19 protein-coding genes are annotated in these 17,257 nt (G+C 66.9%); 9 read left to right on the top strand and 10 right to left on the bottom strand.

The window, feature by feature from the left end; genetic code table 11:
• Window positions 1–25 precede the first annotated feature (25 nt).
• From W7U_RS17105 to W7U_RS17080, 6 genes are all read left to right on the top strand, one after another.
• Window positions 26–1,462, top strand: a complete 1,437-nt coding sequence (locus W7U_RS17105) for a hypothetical protein (protein WP_008260514.1) — start codon at window positions 26–28, stop codon at window positions 1,460–1,462.
• A 78-nt stretch (window positions 1,463–1,540) separates the two neighbouring features.
• Window positions 1,541–2,056 carry a sigma-70 family RNA polymerase sigma factor gene (locus W7U_RS17100; RefSeq protein WP_224125954.1) on the top strand — a complete coding sequence of 172 codons (516 nt, stop codon included), beginning with the start codon at window positions 1,541–1,543 and terminating at the stop codon, window positions 2,054–2,056.
• Window positions 2,053–2,751 (top strand): Rieske 2Fe-2S domain-containing protein, encoded by a 699-nt coding sequence (locus W7U_RS17095; RefSeq protein ID WP_008260511.1) that lies wholly within the window; start codon window positions 2,053–2,055, stop codon window positions 2,749–2,751. Before W7U_RS17100 ends, W7U_RS17095 begins: the two co-directional genes overlap by 4 nt.
• A gap of 30 nt (window positions 2,752–2,781) precedes the next feature.
• On the top strand, window positions 2,782–3,180 hold the full coding sequence (locus W7U_RS17090; protein ID WP_036429491.1) for a cupredoxin family copper-binding protein: 399 nt from the start codon (window positions 2,782–2,784) through the stop codon (window positions 3,178–3,180).
• Window positions 3,177–4,112, top strand: coding sequence for a metallophosphoesterase (locus W7U_RS17085; protein WP_008260508.1), 936 nt, complete (start codon window positions 3,177–3,179; stop codon window positions 4,110–4,112). The genes W7U_RS17090 and W7U_RS17085 overlap by 4 nt, the downstream gene beginning before the upstream one ends.
• Window positions 4,109–4,495 (top strand): hypothetical protein, encoded by a 387-nt coding sequence (locus W7U_RS17080; RefSeq protein ID WP_008260507.1) that lies wholly within the window; start codon window positions 4,109–4,111, stop codon window positions 4,493–4,495. Before W7U_RS17085 ends, W7U_RS17080 begins: the two co-directional genes overlap by 4 nt.
• Here the strand turns inward: W7U_RS17080 and W7U_RS17075 are convergent.
• The 10 genes from W7U_RS17075 to W7U_RS17030 all read right to left on the bottom strand — a co-directional run bounded on the left by W7U_RS17075 (window position 4,428) and on the right by W7U_RS17030 (window position 16,083).
• A complete protein-coding gene (locus tag W7U_RS17075; RefSeq protein WP_008260506.1) occupies window positions 4,428–5,516 on the bottom strand; it encodes an acyltransferase in 1,089 nt (362 codons plus the stop codon). The genes W7U_RS17080 and W7U_RS17075 overlap by 68 nt on opposite strands.
• 98 nt (window positions 5,517–5,614) lie before the next feature.
• Window positions 5,615–6,781 (bottom strand): acyltransferase, encoded by a 1,167-nt coding sequence (locus W7U_RS17070; protein ID WP_008260504.1) that lies wholly within the window; start codon window positions 6,779–6,781, stop codon window positions 5,615–5,617.
• A 94-nt stretch (window positions 6,782–6,875) separates the two neighbouring features.
• On the bottom strand, window positions 6,876–8,009 hold the full coding sequence (locus W7U_RS17065) for an acyltransferase (RefSeq protein ID WP_008260502.1): 1,134 nt from the start codon (window positions 8,007–8,009) through the stop codon (window positions 6,876–6,878).
• Between the two features lie 144 nt (window positions 8,010–8,153).
• The gene (locus tag W7U_RS17060) at window positions 8,154–9,278 is read right to left on the bottom strand and encodes an acyltransferase (protein ID WP_008260501.1); all 1,125 of its coding nucleotides are present in this window, start codon (window positions 9,276–9,278) and stop codon (window positions 8,154–8,156) included.
• Window positions 9,279–9,478: 200 nt separating this feature from the next.
• Window positions 9,479–10,096, bottom strand: a complete 618-nt coding sequence (gene rfbC, locus W7U_RS17055) for a dTDP-4-dehydrorhamnose 3,5-epimerase (RefSeq protein WP_036429607.1) — start codon at window positions 10,094–10,096, stop codon at window positions 9,479–9,481.
• A gap of 1 nt (window position 10,097) precedes the next feature.
• On the bottom strand, window positions 10,098–11,093 hold the full coding sequence (rfbB, locus tag W7U_RS17050; protein WP_008260499.1) for a dTDP-glucose 4,6-dehydratase: 996 nt from the start codon (window positions 11,091–11,093) through the stop codon (window positions 10,098–10,100).
• Between the two features lie 27 nt (window positions 11,094–11,120).
• Window positions 11,121–11,987, bottom strand: coding sequence for an LLM class F420-dependent oxidoreductase (locus W7U_RS17045; RefSeq protein ID WP_008260498.1), 867 nt, complete (start codon window positions 11,985–11,987; stop codon window positions 11,121–11,123).
• A gap of 20 nt (window positions 11,988–12,007) precedes the next feature.
• Window positions 12,008–12,856, bottom strand: a complete 849-nt coding sequence (locus tag W7U_RS17040) for an LLM class F420-dependent oxidoreductase (RefSeq protein WP_008260497.1) — start codon at window positions 12,854–12,856, stop codon at window positions 12,008–12,010.
• 39 nt (window positions 12,857–12,895) lie between these two features.
• Window positions 12,896–14,422, bottom strand: a complete 1,527-nt coding sequence (locus tag W7U_RS17035) for an ATP-binding protein (protein ID WP_008260495.1) — start codon at window positions 14,420–14,422, stop codon at window positions 12,896–12,898.
• Entirely contained in the window at window positions 14,419–16,083 is a 1,665-nt protein-coding gene (locus W7U_RS17030; RefSeq protein ID WP_008260494.1) for an FAD-dependent oxidoreductase, read from the bottom strand. The genes W7U_RS17035 and W7U_RS17030 overlap by 4 nt, the downstream gene beginning before the upstream one ends.
• Before the next feature lie 253 nt (window positions 16,084–16,336).
• Here W7U_RS17030 and infA point away from each other — a divergent pair, with 253 nt between their 5' ends.
• The 3 genes from infA to rpsM all read left to right on the top strand — a co-directional run bounded on the left by infA (window position 16,337) and on the right by rpsM (window position 17,256).
• Window positions 16,337–16,558: a translation initiation factor IF-1 gene (gene infA / locus W7U_RS17025; RefSeq protein WP_003418601.1), complete on the top strand. Its 222-nt coding sequence runs from the start codon at window positions 16,337–16,339 to the stop codon at window positions 16,556–16,558.
• 51 nt (window positions 16,559–16,609) lie between these two features.
• Window positions 16,610–16,723, top strand: a complete 114-nt coding sequence (gene rpmJ, locus W7U_RS25700; protein ID WP_003879483.1) for a 50S ribosomal protein L36 — start codon at window positions 16,610–16,612, stop codon at window positions 16,721–16,723.
• A gap of 158 nt (window positions 16,724–16,881) precedes the next feature.
• Window positions 16,882–17,256: a 30S ribosomal protein S13 gene (rpsM, locus tag W7U_RS17020; RefSeq protein WP_008260257.1), complete on the top strand. Its 375-nt coding sequence runs from the start codon at window positions 16,882–16,884 to the stop codon at window positions 17,254–17,256.
• Window position 17,257: the final 1 nt, after the last annotated feature.

The following is a 17,257-nucleotide window of genomic DNA, read 5'->3' as shown; positions in this document are numbered from 1 at the left end:
GGTGGCGGGCTAGCCTGACAGCGGTATGCACACCATCGAGGCCGACTACCTGGTGGTCGGGGCGGGCGCCATGGCCATGGCGTTCATCGACGCGCTGGTCGCCGAAGCCTCAGCGGCGCAGGCCCGCGTCGTGGTGGTGGACCGCAACCACGCGCCCGGCGGGCACTGGACCATGGCCTACCCATTCGTGCGGCTGCACCAGCCCTCGGCGTTCTACGGCGTCAACTCCCTGCCGCTGGGTGGCGACGCCATCGACAAAGTCGGTTGGAACCGGGGGCTTTACGAACTGGCCACCGCCGGCGAGATCTGCGCCTACTACGACCACATCATGCGCCGGCGGCTGCTGCCCAGCGGGCGGGTCAGCTACTTCCCGATGAGCGAATACCTCGGCGAACACCGTGGTGAAGCCCGGTTCCGCACGCTCGCCGGCGCCGACTACACCGTCCGGGTGGCGCGCCGCATCGTCGACGCCACCTACATGCGGGTCACGGTCCCCGCGATGCGCCCGCCGCCGTATCGGGTCGCGCCCGGCATCGACTGCGTCCCGCCCGGCGACCTGCCACGCCGCGGCGCCCACGAGCGCTACGTGATCGTCGGGGCGGGCAAGACCGGCATCGACACCTGCCTGTGGCTACTGGGCCAGGGTGTCGAGCCGGGTCGGCTCACCTGGATCATGCCGCGCGATTCCTGGCTGCTGGACCGCGAGACCATGCAGCCCGGCGCGTTGTTCGCCGAGAAGATCAAGGCCGGCTTCACCGCGCAACTGCGCGCCATCAACGACGCGGCGTCGGTGCGGGATCTGTTCGACCGCCTCGAAGAGGCCGGCCTGCTGCTGCGGATCGACCCGGCGATCCGTCCCGCCATGTACCGCTGCGCCACCGTCACCCGCCTCGAACTCGAGCAGCTGCGGCGGATCACCGACGTCGTGCGGATGGGGCACCTGCGGGCCATCGAGGCCGACACGATGGTCCTCGACCGGGGCGCCGTGGCGGTCAGCGGCCGCGAGCTCTATCTCGACTGCACCGCCGACGGCGCCGAAAAGCGGCCCGCCACACCGATATTCGATTCCAACCGCATCACCCTGCAGAGCGTCCGGGGCTGCCAACAGATCTTCAGCGCGGCGCTGATCGCCCACGTGGAGGCCGCGTACCGCGACGACTCGCTGAAAAACGAGCTTTGCGTGCCGCTGCCGCATCCGGACACCGACATCGACTGGCTACGGCTGGCGTGGGCCGATTACAGCAACCAGCTGCGCTGGTTGGACGACCCGGACTTGATGTCGTGGTTGTCGACGGCGCGCCTGGACCTGTTCGGTCACCTGATCGGCCACCTGCTGCCGTCCGCGTCGGCGAAGCCCCGGGTCCGCGACCGGATACTGGGCATCGCCAAGTCCGTGTTTTCCGCCACCGCCACCAAGCTCGACGAGCTGATGGCCGCCGAGGCCGCGCTCGCCGCGCGCTGACCCGTGTAACCCGAGCCGATATTGATCGGGTGAAGGAGGCATGTGGCGGCAAGAAGCGATCCCGTCGGGCCGCGACCCCTGCGCGCGGTACCCGGCGCCGGGCATGAGCCCGGCTACCCGGACTGGGAGGCCGTGTACTCCGACAACGTGGGGTGGGTGTACCGCACGCTGTTCGCGCGCGTCGGCAACCGGACCGACGCCGAAGACCTCACCGCCGAGGTGTTCCTCGCCGCGCTGCGGCCGCTGCGCCTGACCGTGAGCGTGGCCGAGGTGCGCGCCTACCTGCGGGCCACGGCCAGGACGGTGCTGGCCGCACACTGGCGCCAGACCCTGGGACGGGAGATCACCTCGATCGAGGACATCGAGCAACCGGCCGACAGCGAGGAGGCGATCAGCACCGCGCCGCAGCGGGTGGCCCGCGTCCTGGACGCCCTGCCGGATCGGTATCGCCTGATCCTGGAATCGCGCTTTCTGCGCGGCAATTCGATCAAGGAGTCGGCCGCGGAACTCGGAATCAGCGTGCCCAATGCCAAAGTGCTCCAGCACCGCGCCCTGCGGCTGGCGGCGCAGGTCAACGATGGGGGCAAGCAATGAATGCGCGGGGCTTGCGACGCTATGTCGACGATCTGTTGCGGGGGCGCCGGCCCAGGCCGTTCGCGCCCGACGACTTCGAGGCGGCGCAGCTGCGCACCGCCATCGAGCTGCGGGCCGCCCGCAGCGGGGATGACACGCCGCGCCCGGAATTCCTCGCCGATCTGCACCGTCGCATCGGCGAGCAGATGTCAGGCACGCCGCCGCGAACCCCGCCCGGGCGCACCGGCACGCGCCGCCAGGTCATCGTCGGCACGTCGGCCGCGGCGACGGCCGCGGTCGCCGCGGTTTCCCTCGATCGCGCAGTGATCTCCGGTCGCCATCGGCGACCGAGTGCCCCGGATAACGCCGCCGGGCAACTCACCCCCAACGAGGGAAGCTGGCAGCGCGTCGCCTCCAGCTCGGACGTGCCCGACGGGGCCATGCGCGCTTTCGATCTGGGTTCGGTGACCGGATTCGTCCGGCGCATCGACGGCAACGTGCACGCGATATCGGGGGTGTGCACCCATCAAGGGTGCAAGCTGTGGTTCGACGCGCCCGAAGACACCTTGCGCTGCCCCTGCCACACCACGTCGTTCTCGCCCAGCGGGCAGGTGCTCACCCACCAGTTGCCGATCGCACCAAAACCGTTGCCCGAATTGATGGTTCGTGAGGTCGACGGTGCTATCGAGGTCTTCGCTCCGGGGCGCCGCGCCTGAACGGTGTAACCCGCCGCCCTATCTGTGGGCATGGATATCGCCCTGCGTCGAAGGCTTTTGGCGGCCGTGCTGGCCGCGAGCGTGATCTCATCGCCCGGCTGTGGCCGGCCGCGCTCCGTGGCGACCACCCCCGCGCCCACCGCCGGGGTGTCGATCACCGCGCCGCCCCCCGCAGCCGGCGCCAACCAGGTCACCATCGACGGCTTCGCTTTCGCGCCGCCGAACCTGACGGTGCCGGCCGGGACCACCGTCACCTGGACCAACCGCGACGAGGAACCCCATACGGTCGCCGCAAGTGACGGCTCATTTCACTCACCCGGCATGGGAACCGGAGCGACCTTCGCCCACACCTTCTCCGCCCCTGGGACTTTCGACTATGTCTGCTCGATTCATCCGATGATGCGCGGCACCGTGGTGGTGACGGGATGACCGGCCGCCCGGGCGACGATGCCATGACCCGGCGCCAGCTCCTCCGGCACACGGCGTGGTTCGGGGCGGCGGTCGGGTTGACCGTGGCCGGGGGCGAGGTCATCTCGCATGTCGCCGGGGAAGCGGCGGCTCAGCGCGCGCACGTCCGGCCCGCCCTGCGGTTCGCCCAAATCAGCGACAGCCACCTCGGCTTCAACGGTGCGCCCAACAGGGACGTCGCGGCGACGTTCAGCGACGCGATCGACAAGGTCAACAGCCTCGGCTACACACCGGATTTCGTCATCCACACCGGCGACCTCACTCACCTTTCCAGCCCCGAACAGTTCGACCAGGCGAAGCAGATGATGAGCGGTCTGAAGACGCCCCACGTGTTCACCGTGCCGGGCGAGCACGACTCCGTCGACGACGCGGGACAGAAGTACCGAAACACCTTCGGCGCGGCCGCGGTTGGCGACGGCTGGTACAGCTTCGACATCGCCGGTGTGCACCTGATCGCGCTCGTCAACACGTTGAACCTGCGCAAGCTGGGCCATCTGGGGGTGGATCAGCTGGAGTTCGTCAAGAAGGACGTCGCCCATCTGCCGAGCGACACCCCGATCATCGTGTTCAGTCACATCCCCTTGTTCGCGATGTACCCCCAATGGGGCTGGGGCACCGACGACGCCGCCCAGGCGCTGAGCTACCTGCGCCGGTTCTCCTCCGTCACGTGCCTCAATGGCCATGTCCACCAGCTGTTTTCCAAAACGGAGGACAATGTGACGTTTCACAGCGGCACCGCCACCGCGTACCCGCTGCCCAGACCCGGTGACGGGCCCGCGCCCAAACCGGTGACGCTGCCGGCCGGCAAGCTGCGCGACGCATTGGGTATCCGCGAGGTCGGCTACACCACGGGAGAGTCCGCGCTGGCGCTGAAAGAGCGGGCGTTGCGGTGATCGGCGCCCTGGTGCGGCTCGGGCTCGCCGCGTCGTTGGCCCTCAGCGCCGTCAGCCACGCCTACCTCTATGTCCATGGCTACCAACGCATTCCGGCCATCGGCACGGGATTCCTGGTGCAGGCCAGTGTGTCATTGGCGATCGCTCTGCTGATCGTGGCCGGCGGTCCCGCGTGGCTGCGCTGGGCCGGTGCCGCGATGGCCGCCGGATCTCTGGTCGCCTTCGCGCTGTCGCGGACCGTGGGGCTTTTCGGCTTCTCCGAACGGGGCTGGGATCCGTCGCCTCATGCGGCGATCAGCGTGGCCGCCGAAGTGGTCATCCTGCTGTTGTGGTGGCGGGGTGGCCGCCTTCGGCTTTCGCGGCGTCAGACCACTTCCGTTTGAGCCGGCGCTTGAGAGCCATCGAGGGCTTTTCGATGAGGAACCAGCTTGCCGCGGCCACGGGTAGCGTCGCCGCGGCGGCGACGAGAAAGAACGCAACGGGTTGAAGACGCGCAAGGCCGCACACGGCCAAGAGTTGCTGGGTCGGGAACGCGTAGATGTAGACGCCGTAGGACAGATCCGTGCGTAGCCTCAAGCGGCTGCTCTTCAGCAAGGCTCCGGACACGATGATCGCGTAGGCCAACGGAAGGGCGGCGACCGTACGGTAATCGGGCAGCATGCTGGACGCCAGCACGATGACGACGCTCACCCCGACGAGCGGCCACCGCGCGGGGATCACCTCTCTCCATTGATAGAGGACGGCTCCGGCGGCGAACATGATCGCCGAACGCACGGCGATCTGGGGGATGGTCCATACCCCCGGGAACGTCATCGGCGGCATCGCCGTTGCCAGACCCGTAGCCACGACGAGTATTGCCGGAGAGACCCAGCGGTGATGGGCCAGGCCCGCCATACCGATACCGGCGACGGCGAGATAGCAGATCACTTCCCAGACCAGCGACCACAGCGAACCGTTCCAGAGCCCGGAATGTGGTATCCCGCTTGGTGTTCCGCCGACATCGAGATGGACATAAGCCACCGCGCTGTTTTTCAGGACGTATTCGAGCGGCCCGCCGGAGCACACGAGCTCGCCGACCGAGCCGCCCTGGATAGCCACGGTGAGGGGGGCGAAGGCGAACGCCGTCACGATGAGGCAAGCGTAGTAGCCGGGCAGGATACGAAGGGCGCGGGCGGTCAGGTAGTCACGCACGTGCGGGTCGTCGAGCCAACTCCTGGTGATGAGGAACCCCGAGATCGCGAAGAAGCCGTCCACCCCTATCGAGAACAGAAGTTGCAGCGTCGCCGCGGGTGGCATCCGGCCGGTGATGGGCCAGCAGTGCCACAGCATCACCTCGGCAGCCAGCACCAGCCGCCACGCGTTCAGCGCGTTGTTTCCCCCATTGAAAGCTTGTCCGAGGGTCATCGGCCACCGCCCGTCGTGCACCCCCCGCTTCGCGGATGTTACCGCTGTTGGAGCGGGGACGATTGAGCCTTTTTATTTTGTCAGAGGGCCGAACCCGGCTAGGCGGCGCCGGTGCCGTTCGGGGCCGGCCGGTCGGCCGTCGCATCGGCCGTGGCAGCGGGACGTTCTGTGTCGGTCTCTGCCACCCTGGGGTCCGATTCGGCCGCGGCGGGCCCGGACCACCTCTTTTTGAGTCGGCGTTTGAGAGACATCGCAGGCTTTTCGATGACGAACCAGCTCAGCGCGGCCAGCGGAAGGGTGCACAGTGTGGCCACTATCGAGAACACGTTCGGATTCAGAACGCCAACCCCACAGATCACCAGCAACTGTTGAGTCGGGAACGCGTAGATGTACACCCCATACGAGAGATCGGTACGTAACCTCAAGCGCTTGTTTCGGATCAGTGCGCCCGAGACGATGATCGCGTACGCAAGCGGTATGCCTCCGAGCCTGCGGTAATCCGGCAGTAGGGTCCCGCCCAGCAGGACGACTGCGACACTCACCCCGACGAGCCACCACCGCGCCGGAATGACGTCTCGCCACTGGTAGAGGAGCGCTCCCGCAGCGAACATGATGGCGAAGCGGGCGCTGGCGGCGGCAAATTGGAGCGTGAATGGTTCGTGCACGCTGAAGGGTGGCAATAAGGCTGCGCTAAGCACGGCCATCGCCAGGATTGCCGGCGAAACCCAGCGGCGATTGGCGAACCCGACCACACCCAGGCCGGCAACGACGAAGTAGCAGGCGAGCTCGAACATGAGCGTCCACAGCGAACTGTTCCATGTTCCCGGATAAGGGATCCCGGTCGGTGTTCCGCCGACATCGACCTTGAGCGTCGCCACCGCGATGTTCATCAAGACGTACTGGAAGGGCGCGGCTGAGAAGAGGAGCTTCAGCGCTGCGCCACCCTGAATCGCCACACCGATGGGAGCGATGATGAAGGCGGTGACGATAAGGCACACGTAATACCCGGGCAGAATGCGAAGAGCTCGCGCCGTCAGGTATTCCCGCAGTTGGGGTTGGCGCAGCCAGCTGGCGGTGATGAGGAATCCGGAGACCGCGAAGAAGCCGTCAACCCCTCCTGAGCCAAGAAGATGCCCGACGATTCCCGTCGGGGACGGGCGGCCCGTGAGCGTGAAGGAGTGCCCCATGATCACGGAAACTGCCAGCACCAACCGCCATGCGTTGAGTGCGTTATTCCGCGTGTCGAATGCCTGCCCGAGCTTCATTGCCCTCCACCCGTTATCCCCAGTTGTCGGCGGCAGTCTATGCCACTCCGTCGAGACGGCTGGCGTTTTCAGCGGGTTTGAACGCGATTGGGAGCTAGGCGGTTTCGCTCAAACCCGGACCGGGCCGGTCGCCAATGACGTCGGCTTTGCTGACTGGGGGCGGCTCCTCGGAGCTGGAGGTGACGGGGGCGGACCACTTGCGGCGTAGGCGCCGTTTGAGGGACATCGAGGGCTTTTCGATGAAGAACCAGCTGGCGGCCGCCAGCGGCAGGGTAGCCGTCGCGGCAACGAGGAAGAACAGAACTGGCTGGAGGTGAGAGAGCCCGCAGACGGCCAATAATCGTTGGATTGGAAAGGCGTAGATGTAGACGCCATAGGACAGGTCGGTGTGCAATCTCAAGCGACGGCCCTGCAGTAGGGCACCAGATACGATGACGGCATAGGCCAGCGGCAGGGCGCCGACGACCCGGTAATCGGGAAGCCGATTGGCCGCCAACACAATTGCGACGCTGACCGCCACGAGCGACCAATTGGCCGGAATCGTGTCACGCCACTGGTACATAAGCGCCCCGGCTGAAAACATGATGGCCGAGCGCACAGCCAACTGTGGGATGGTCCATAACCCGGGGAAAGTCAGCGGGGGTAACACAGTCGCGAGACCGGTAGCCAGCATTAAGATCGCGGGAGAAACCCACCGGCGGTTGGCTAGTCCCGCCACGCCCAGTCCGGCAACGGCGAAGTAGCACAGCAACTCCCAGATCAAGGACCACAGCGAACCATTCCAAGCAGTTCCGCCCTGTACACCGTTCAGTGTTGCGCCGACATTGGGCTGCAGATAGGCGACCGCGCTGTTTTTCAATACGTATTCAAGGGGCGCGGTGGATCGAAGCAAGTTGGCCACCGAACCACCCTGGATCGCCACGCTGAGCGGGGCGAAGCCGAACGCGGTCACGATCAAGCAGACGTAGAAGCCGGGCAGGATACGAAGGGCGCGGGCTGCGAGGTAGTCGCGCAGGCGCGGGTCGGTGAGCCAACTCCGAGTGATGAGGAAGCCTGAGATAGCAAAAAACCCGTCTACTCCAACCGAGAATAGGAGCTGGAGGAAAGTCTTCGGTAGCGTATGGCCCGTAATCGGCCAGGAATGGAACAGCATCACCTCAGCCGCCAGCGCCAACCTCAGTGCGTTCAGCGCATTTTTGCGCGGATCGAATACCTGCCCGAGTTTCATCGGCCTCCGTCCACGTGTACGCCGCGCTCCCTCGGGCGCCATCGTATCGGTCGGGCGACATAGGCGGGCTCGGTCGGGCGACAACGACCAAAACGACGTGCCGGTGGACCGGTGACCTAACGTCGATACACGCCGTGACCGGTGCTAAGCAGCACCCGAGACCTCTGGTGGCAATGCGACCGGCGCTTGCGACCGAGAGGCAAAAGGTTTCCCTTTGAAACGCGACTTCAGGGACCTGGCCGGTTTCTCAATGAGGAACCAGCTTGCCGCGGCCAGCGGCAGGGTCGCTACCGCGACGGTGAGGCAGAACACGATGGGGGTGAGGCTGATGAACCCAAGGACGATCAGCAACTGCTGGATCGGGAAGGCGTAGATGTACATGCCGTAGGACAGGTCAGTGCGCAATCTCAACCGCCTGCTTTGCAGCAGGGAGCCCGAGACGACGACCGCATAGGCGAGCGGGATGGCGGCGACCACCCGGTAGTCCGGCAGCTGGCCGGCCGCCAGCACGATGACCACGCTCACCGCGACCAGCGACCAGCGAGCGGGAATCACGTCCCGCCATTGACACAAGAACGCTCCAGCCGCAAACATGATGGCGGCGCGGCACGCCATGAAGATGAGAGTGGTCGCTATGTTGCCCTCGGGGTGATGGAACACGTCGGGGAACCGGACGGGCGGCATGAGTGACGCGCCGATTGCCGCCATCACCAAAATCGTCAACGAAACCCACCGGCGGTTGGCGAGTCCGGCGATGCCGATGATCGCGACGACGAGATAGCACATCACTTCCCAGAACAACGACCACAGCGACGCGTTCCAGATGCCCGCGTTGGGAATGTCGTGCGGGGTGCCGCCGACGTCGGGCTTGAGCCACATCACCGCGATGTTCTTGAGGACATATTCGAACGGGGCGAACGAGAACAGCAGCCTGGCCGCGGAGCCGCCCTGGATCGCCACGCTCAGCGGGGCGAAGACGAACGCCGTCACGATCATGCAGACGTAGAAGCCGGGCAGGATGCGAAGCGCCCGCGCGGCCAGGTACGCGCGCAGCCGCGGGTTGCTGATCCAACTCGCGGTGATGAGAAAGCCCGAGATCGCGAAGAATCCGTCGACGCCGACGCAGAGCAGCAGCTGAAGAACCGCCCGCACCGAAGGCAGATGACCCCGGACCGGGTAGGTGTGCCAGAAGATGACCTCGCCCGCGAGCGCTAACCGCCATGCGTTGAGCGCATTGCTTCGCGGATCGAACACCTGCCCGAGTTTCATCGGCGCAATCCTAGCGCCACCGAATACTGAATTGGGCCGGTTTACGGTACTGGTCCAATTCGGCCCCCGCAATGGGGAACGTTAATAGATATGCGTCTAATAGGCAGCTCAGGCGGTGAAAATGATTTTGCGCGCCGCGCGCGTCAACAATGGTGCGGGATAACGCACATCGCTCGAATGGGCGACGCCGATCACCCGCGTCAATTCGCGGGCTTTGCCCGCAAACCCTCGACGAACGCGTTCGTCTCCTCCCAGGTGGGGAGCAGGCCGGAGGCGCGTACGTCGTCGAGGCTGGGGGCCGCCGCGTCGCGGTCGGACAGGGTGGGCGGCGCGCCGTCCACCAGAGGCCAATCGATCCCCAGCGCCGGATCGGTTGCGCAAATGGTGTGTTCGCGTTGCGGGTTGTATTCCGCCGAGCACAAGTACATCACCGTCGAATTGTCTTGCAGCGCCAGGAAACCGTGTCCGAGGCCCTCGGAGAGGTAGATCGTCCTGTGCTCGGTGTCGTCGAGCAGCACCGAGTCCCACTGACCGAATGTCGGTGAGCCCACCCGGATGTCGACGACGACGTCGAATACCGCCCCGCGCACGCAGGTCACGTACTTGGCCTGGCTCGGCGGTACCTGGGCGAAGTGCAGGCCGCGCAGCACGCCGGCCGATGACACCGAGCAATTGGCCTGCCGAACCTCCAGCCGGTGACCGGCGAAGGACCTGAATCCCTTGTCGGTCAGCCATTCGAAGAAATGGCCCCGCGAATCGCCATGAACGGCGGGGGTGATCTCCCAGGCGCCGGGAACTTTCAGCTCGCGAACTTCCACGTCACTGCCCACGTTCTTCGTAGCGGGCTTCGGAGGCGTCCTTCAACGGGCGCCACCATGATTCGTTCGCGCGGTACCAGTCGATGGTCTCACGCAGCCCCTCCTCGAAGTCGGTATGCTTTGGCGCCCAACACAATTCGTCGTACAGCGTCGATGGGTCGATCGCGTAGCGCAGGTCGTGGCCGGCGCGATCGGTGACATGGTCGAAGTCGTCGGGTTCGCGGCCCATCATCTGCAGCAGCGTCCGCAACACGGTCAGGTTGTCGCGCTCGCCCTCGGAGCTGATCAAATACGTCCGGCCGATCTCGCCCTTCTCCAGGATGCGCCGCACCGCGCTGTTGTGGTCGTCGACGTGGATCCAGTCCCGGACGTTGGCGCCGGCGCCGTAGAGCTTGGGCCGCCGCCCGGTGAGCACGTTGGTGATCTGCCGCGGGATGAACTTCTCGACGTGCTGATACGGCCCGTAGTTGTTGGAGCAGTTCGAGATCGTCGCGCGCACCCCGTATGAGCGCACCCAGGCCCGCACCAGCATGTCGGCGGCGGCCTTGGTCGCCGAATAGGGGCTGGACGGGTTGTACGGCGTCGCCTCGGTGAACCGCTGGGGGTCGTCGAGCTCCAGGTCGCCGTAGACCTCGTCGGTCGAGATGTGGTGCAGCCGCACACCGTAACGCCGCACCGCTTCGAGGATGGTGAAGGTGCCGACCACGTTGGTGTGCAGGAACGGCTCGGGGCCCTCCAGCGCATTGTCGACGTGGCTCTCCGCGGCGAAGTGCACCACGGCGTCGGATTCGGCGACCAGCCGCGACACCAGTTCGGCATCGGTGATGTCGCCGACCACCAGCTCGATGGCGTCCTCGACGCCGGCCAGTGACTCGCGCCGGCCCGCATAGGTCAGGGCGTCGAGCACGGTCACCGAGTCCTCGGGGTGCTCGCGAACGGTGCTGTGCACGAAATTGGCGCCGATGAAACCAGCGCCGCCGGTGACCAGTAACCGCATGCCCCAAACCCTAACCGAGCCGATGGGTCAGTTTGCGGCAGTTAGCCCCAGAGCGCCGGCCAATTCGGTCAGCGCAGGTAGCAGGGTTTCTTCGGAATAGCCGCCCAGCACCTGGATGGCCACGTGGTCGGCCCCGGCGTCCAGGTGCTCGCGCAGCCGGCCCGCGATCGCCTCCGGGGTGCCGTGGGCGACCACCGCGTCGATCAGCCGGTCGCTGCCGGGCGTGCGCACGTCGGCTTCGGTGAACCCCAGCCGCAGCCAATTGTTCACGTAGTTGCTCAGGCCCAGATAATGCTCGACGGTCTGGCGGCCGATCTCGCGGGCCTGTTCGGCGTCCGTGCTCAGCACCACCTTGTGCTCGGGCGCCAAATACACTGCCCCGCCGAGCAACTCGCGCGCCTTGGCCGTGTGTTCCGGGGTGGTCAGGTAGGGATGTGCGCCGGCGCTGCGTCGCGCGGCGAGCCGCAGCACCCGCGGCCCGAGCGCGGCAACCACCCGGCGGCTGGTCGGCACCAGCGCCGCGTCGAGTTCGTCGAGGTAGGAGACCAGGGCGTCGTACGGTTTGACGTACTCTCCGGTGTGCTCGGGGTGGCCGACCCCGACGCCGAGCAAAAACCTTCCCGGGTGGTGAGTTTCGATGCGGCGGAACGACTCGGCGACGGCCGCGGCGGGCGCCGACCAGATGTTGACGATTCCGGTGGCCAGCTGCAGCGACGTGGTGCGCGCCAGGGCCGGTTCGACCCAGGACAACTCGGCGTCCGGCGAGCCGCCGATCCAGGCGGCGCCGTAGCCCAGCGATTCGATCCCCGCCGCCAACTCGGGTTGGATGGATCGCGTCGGCAGCCACACGCCGAACTGGCCCAGGTCGGGCTTGAGCGAAACTCCCTCGGTCATCCAGCTCCCCCTGCCGGTCGTCAGGACGGATTCAGTCCCAGTGGCCCCGCCAGTTCGGCCAGCGCCGAGACCAGGTTTTCATCCTTGGTCAGGACCTGCACCGGGACGTGATCGGCGCCGGCCTCGAGGTGCTCGGTGAGCCGCGCCGCGATCTGGTCCACGGTGCCATAGGCCACCACCGCGTCCACCAGCCGGTCGCTGCCCGGCCGGGTGACCTCGTCCTCGCCGAAACCCAGCCGCTTCCAGTTGTTTCGGTAGTTGGCGAGATTGAAATAGACGTCGAGCGCCTTGCGGCCGACCGCCCGTGCCTTCTCGGCGTCGGTGGTCAGGATCGCCTTGTGCTCGGGGGCCAGGAACGCCGACGGGCCGATGATCTCGCGGGCCCGCGCGGTGTGTTCCGGCGTGGTCAGGTAGGGGTGTGCTCCGGCGGAGCGCTCCGCGGACAGCCGCAGCACGCGCGGCCCGAGCGCGGCGACGACCCGGCGGTTGGCGGGCACCCCGTAGTCGTCGAGCTGCTTCAGGTAGTCGACCAGGGCGTCGTAGGGCTTGCGGTACTCGGTGTGAGCCTCGGGATGGCCGACGCCGATGCCCAGCAGGAAGCGGCCCGGGTACCCCTTGTCGATGCGGTGGAAGGACTCGGCGACGGGCCCCGCGGCCGCGGTCCAGATGTTGACGATGCCGGTGCCCACCTGCAGCGTCGTCGTGGCTTCCAGGAGGGGTTCGACCCAGGACAGCTCGGCGGGAGGCGACCCGCCGACCCAGACGGCCCCGTAGCCCAGCGCCTCGATGTCCTTGGCCTGCTGGGGTGTGACGCCGCGTCCGAACGATCCGAACCGGCCGAGATCGGGCTTGCTTGCTGCATCGGTCATGGTCTTCCCAACCGGGCGCGGTGCGGCCCTATTCCAGTCCTATTCCGGGGTCGTGACGTTTTCTTCCGGGCCGTCGAGGTCGGGGGCGATGTCGGCGGCGGGCGGTTGCAGTGGCAGCAGCACGATGAATCGGGTGTCGCCGGGCGCCGATTCCACTCGCAGGTCCCCGCGATGCTTCTTGACCACGATGTTGAACGCCAGATCCAGGCCCAGGCCGGTGCCCTCGCCGAACGGCTTGGTGGTGAAGAACGGTTCGAAGATGTGCTCGCGCACGTCCTCGGGTATGCCCGGGCCGGTGTCGCAGATCTCGACGCGGGCCATGTGCTCGCCTTCCCGGCAGGTGCGGATGGTCAGCGTGCCGCCGGTATCGCGCATCGCGGCGATCGCGTTGTCGATGATGTTGGTCCACACTTGATTGAGATCACCCGGATAGCAAGGGATTTCGGGAAGCGACTGGTCGAAGTCCTTGACCACGGCGATGGCGTGCGAGTTTTTGCCGCCGTCCTTGGTCAGCCGGTCGGCGAACATCACCAGCGTGCTGCGCAGCAGCTCGTGCACGTTGGTCACCTGGAACGGCGCGCGATCCAGCTGCGAATACTGTTTGGCGTCGGCGACCAGGGCCGAAATCCGTTTGCTCGCTTCGAGGATCTGGTTCATCAGCAGTTCGCTCTCGATGGTGTAGTTGATCCACCGGATCGCCTGCTCCGCCGACGTCGACGCGAGCTCCTCGCTGACCGCGGAAATCCGCTCCAGCCAATCGGTGTCGATGCCGCCCTCGACGAACGTCGGCGCGATGTCCCAGCCGCCGTCGATGCCGTGGGCCTCCAGCCAGTCGCCGACGGCGTCCTCGCGGTCGGCGGTCTCCAGCGCGCTCAGATGCTGCGAGGCGGACTTCGCGACCTGCTCGGCGACCCTCTCCTGCAGCCGGACCAGGGCGCTGAGCGCCTCGGGGGAGACGGTGCCGTCGGCGAGCATCGCCAGCTTGTGCCGCATGCTGGCCACCCGTTCGCGCAGATCCGACGCGGCCCGCGAGATCGCCGCGGCCGGGTTGTTGAGCTGGTGGGTCAGCCCGGCCGACAGCCGGCCCAGCGCCAGCAGCTTCTCCCGGTTGTCGATGATGCGGCGGGTCCGGTCGGTGCCGACGGCGATGCCGTCGAGCAGGTGGACGGCCATCGGGAACTGGTCGCGCATGAATTGGGCGAACACCGGCGCGTCCATCACGAAGAACCGCGACGGCCGGGTCACGTGCACCGAGGCGTCGTAGCTCTTCTGTTTTCCGCCGGTGAACGCCCGCCAGGCCCCGCAGTACACGCCGCGCTGCGAGGTGCGGTTGGTCTCGATGTCCTGGCCGCCGGAGAGCTTGGACATCATCAGCTCGCCCTCGATCAGCACGTAGAAGCAGGTCGCCGGTTCGCCTTCGACGCAGATCGGGCCCGGTTCGTAGGTTTCGATGTGGCCCGCCGCGCACAGCACCGCAAGCTGCTCGTCGGTGAGCGCCTCGAACAGAAACAGGCTGCGCAGCTCGTCGGGCTCGCAGGGGACCTTGATCGATTCGGCGCCGGTCATGATTCGGCCAGGTAGCGGTGGACCAGCATCACGGCCATCGACCCTTCGCCGACGGCCGCCGCGACCCGCTTGGCCGACGTCGAGCGGACGTCGCCGGTGGCGAAGACCCCCGGCACGCTGGTTTCCAGCTGATGCGGCGGGCGGTCCAGCGTCCAGCCGCACACGTTGCGCAGGTCCGGGCCGGTCAGGATGAAGCCGTGGTCGTCGCGGGCCAGCACCCCGTCCAGCCAGTCGGTGCGCGGGGCGGCCCCGATGAAGATGAACATCCGGCCGCAGGTGACGTCCTCGGTCTCGCCGGTCCGGTTGTTGACCAGGCTCAGCTGCTCGAGATGGCCGTCGCCGGTGGCGCGCTGCACCTCGGTGCAGGTCAGCACGTTGATCTTGGGGTTGGCCTCGATCTGCTGGATCAGGTAGTAGGACATCGACGCCTCCAGGGAGGGGGCGCGCACCACGATGTTGACCGATTTGGCCGTGCGCGACAGGTACATGGCGGCCTGCCCGGCCGAGTTGGCCCCACCGATCACGTAGACCTCTTCGTCTTCGCACTCCGCGGCGATCGAGACCGCCGCCCCGTAGTAGATGCCGCAGCCGGTGAGCTCGGCGCACCCTTCGGCGTCCAGCTGGCGGTAGGCGACGCCGGTGGCCAGGATGACCGCGTGCGCGTCGATCGAGCCGCCGTCGGCGAAGCGCACGGTGCGCTTGGACCCGTTCACCTCGAGGGCGGTCGCCTTGCGGGCGGTGATCAATTCGGCGCCGAACTTCTCGGCCTGGCGGCGGGCGCGGTCGGCCAGCTGGCCGCCCGAAACCCCGTCCGGGAAGCCCAGGTAGTTCTCGATGCGCGAGCTCTGCCCGGCCTGACCGCCGGTCGCGATGTGCTCGATGAGCACGGTGCGCAGGCCCTCGGAGGCGCCGTACACGGCGGCGGCCAGGCCCGCGGGCCCGCCGCCGACCACGATCAGGTCGTAGAACTCCTGCGACGGCGTGGTGGTCAGGCCCAGGGTCTCGGCCAGCTGTGCGTCCGTGGGTTCGACGAGGGTGTCGCCGCGCTGGGTGACCACCACCGGCAGCCGCAGGCCGTCCTCGCCGGCCGCGTTGAGCAGCCGCTCGCCGGCGGGCTCGTCGGCCATGAACCAGGTGTAGTAGAGGCCGTTGCGGGCCAGGAAGTCGCGCACCTGCCAGGACCGCGCCGACCAGCGGTGGCCGATCACCTTGGTGTGCGGGACGGGGTGCTCGGGGGCGGCCCGCCAGGCGTCCAGCAGCCCGTCGATGACGGGGTAGAACTTCTCCTCGGGCGGGTCCCACGGCTTGAGCAGGTAGTGGTCCAGGTCGACGACGTTGATCGCGTCGATGGCGGCGTGGGTGTCGGCGTAGGCGGTCAGCAGCACGCGGCGCGCGGCCGGATACAGGTCCATCGCCTGCTCGAGGAACTCGATGCCGCTCATCTGCGGCATCCGGTAGTCGGCGATGAGCAGCGCGACCGTCTCGCCGCGCAGTTTGAGCTCCTTGAGGGTGCCCAGCGCGTCGGGCCCCGACTCCGCGCGCACGATCCGGTGCTCCTCGCCGTAGTGGCGGCGCAGGTCGCGGGCGACGGCACGGGACACCGAGGGGTCATCGTCGACGGTGAGCATGACGGGCTTGCGCTGGCTTGAGGGGTTGGTCATCGGCGTTAAGTATGCGCTCGTCAGCGGGCGTGTGGGAGGTCGAGCGGGCGGCCCGCCTTCCGCCGACAGCGATTTTGGTGGACGCCGATGACCAGGTATCGTGGAACGACGGTGCGGCATCCGCGCCGACTTTTTGTGTGTCCAGTCCTAGGAATTTCCTGTCACCGGCTCACGTTGCAAGTCGGTGCGCCATGTCGCGCCGATCTGGGCGCAGACGCGAACGAGACTAAACGATGAGGATTCTTAACTAGTTATGGCCAAGAAAGACGGCGCCATCGAGGTCGAAGGCCGCGTGGTCGAGCCGCTGCCCAATGCGATGTTCCGCATTGAGCTGGAGAACGGTCACAAGGTGCTTGCCCACATCAGTGGCAAGATGCGGCAGCACTACATCCGCATCCTGCCCGAGGACCGGGTGGTGGTGGAGTTGTCTCCCTACGACCTGTCCCGGGGCCGCATCGTGTACCGGTACAAGTAACAAGCCCGATCAGAACAACCTACGAACGACACAGAACAGGATCGAACAGCCGTGAAGGTGAACCCGAGCGTCAAGCCAATCTGTGACAAGTGCAGGGTGATCCGTCGGCACGGGCGGGTCATGGTGATCTGCTCCGATCCGCGCCACAAGCAGCGCCAAGGCTGAGCCAGGCGCCCCGCGGTACCAACACAACTGAATGCAGACCTCCCAGCACCACTGAGCGAATACGTCGCTCATCCACGCACGGACGGAGGCCGGGCCCCGGATAGATCGGGAACGGGCTGGGATCAGACCTCCGCCGAGAAAAAGAGGAAACGCCACCTATGGCTCGACTAGTAGGCGTCGATCTGCCGCGTGACAAGCGGATGGAGATCGCGCTGACTTACATCTTCGGCGTCGGCCGGACCCGTTCGAACGAGATTCTCGAAGCGACGGGGATCGACAAGAACCTGCGCACCAGGGACCTCACCGACGACCAGCTGACCCACCTGCGCGACTACATCGAAGCCAACCTGAAGGTGGAGGGTGACCTGCGCCGCGAGGTCCAGGCCGACATCCGCCGCAAGATCGAGATCGGCTGCTACCAGGGCCTGCGGCACCGCCGCGGCCTGCCGGTGCGCGGCCAGCGGACCAAGACCAACGCGCGCACCCGCAAGGGGCCCAAGCGCACCATCGCCGGCAAGAAGAAGGCCAGGTAAC

It is taken from the genome of Mycobacterium sp. H4Y (genome assembly GCF_000364405.1).
GTDB lineage: Bacteria > Actinomycetota > Actinomycetes > Mycobacteriales > Mycobacteriaceae > Mycobacterium > Mycobacterium intracellulare.
The sequence above is the reverse complement of the archived record's forward strand: the minus strand, read 5'-3'. Positions and strand labels throughout refer to the sequence as shown.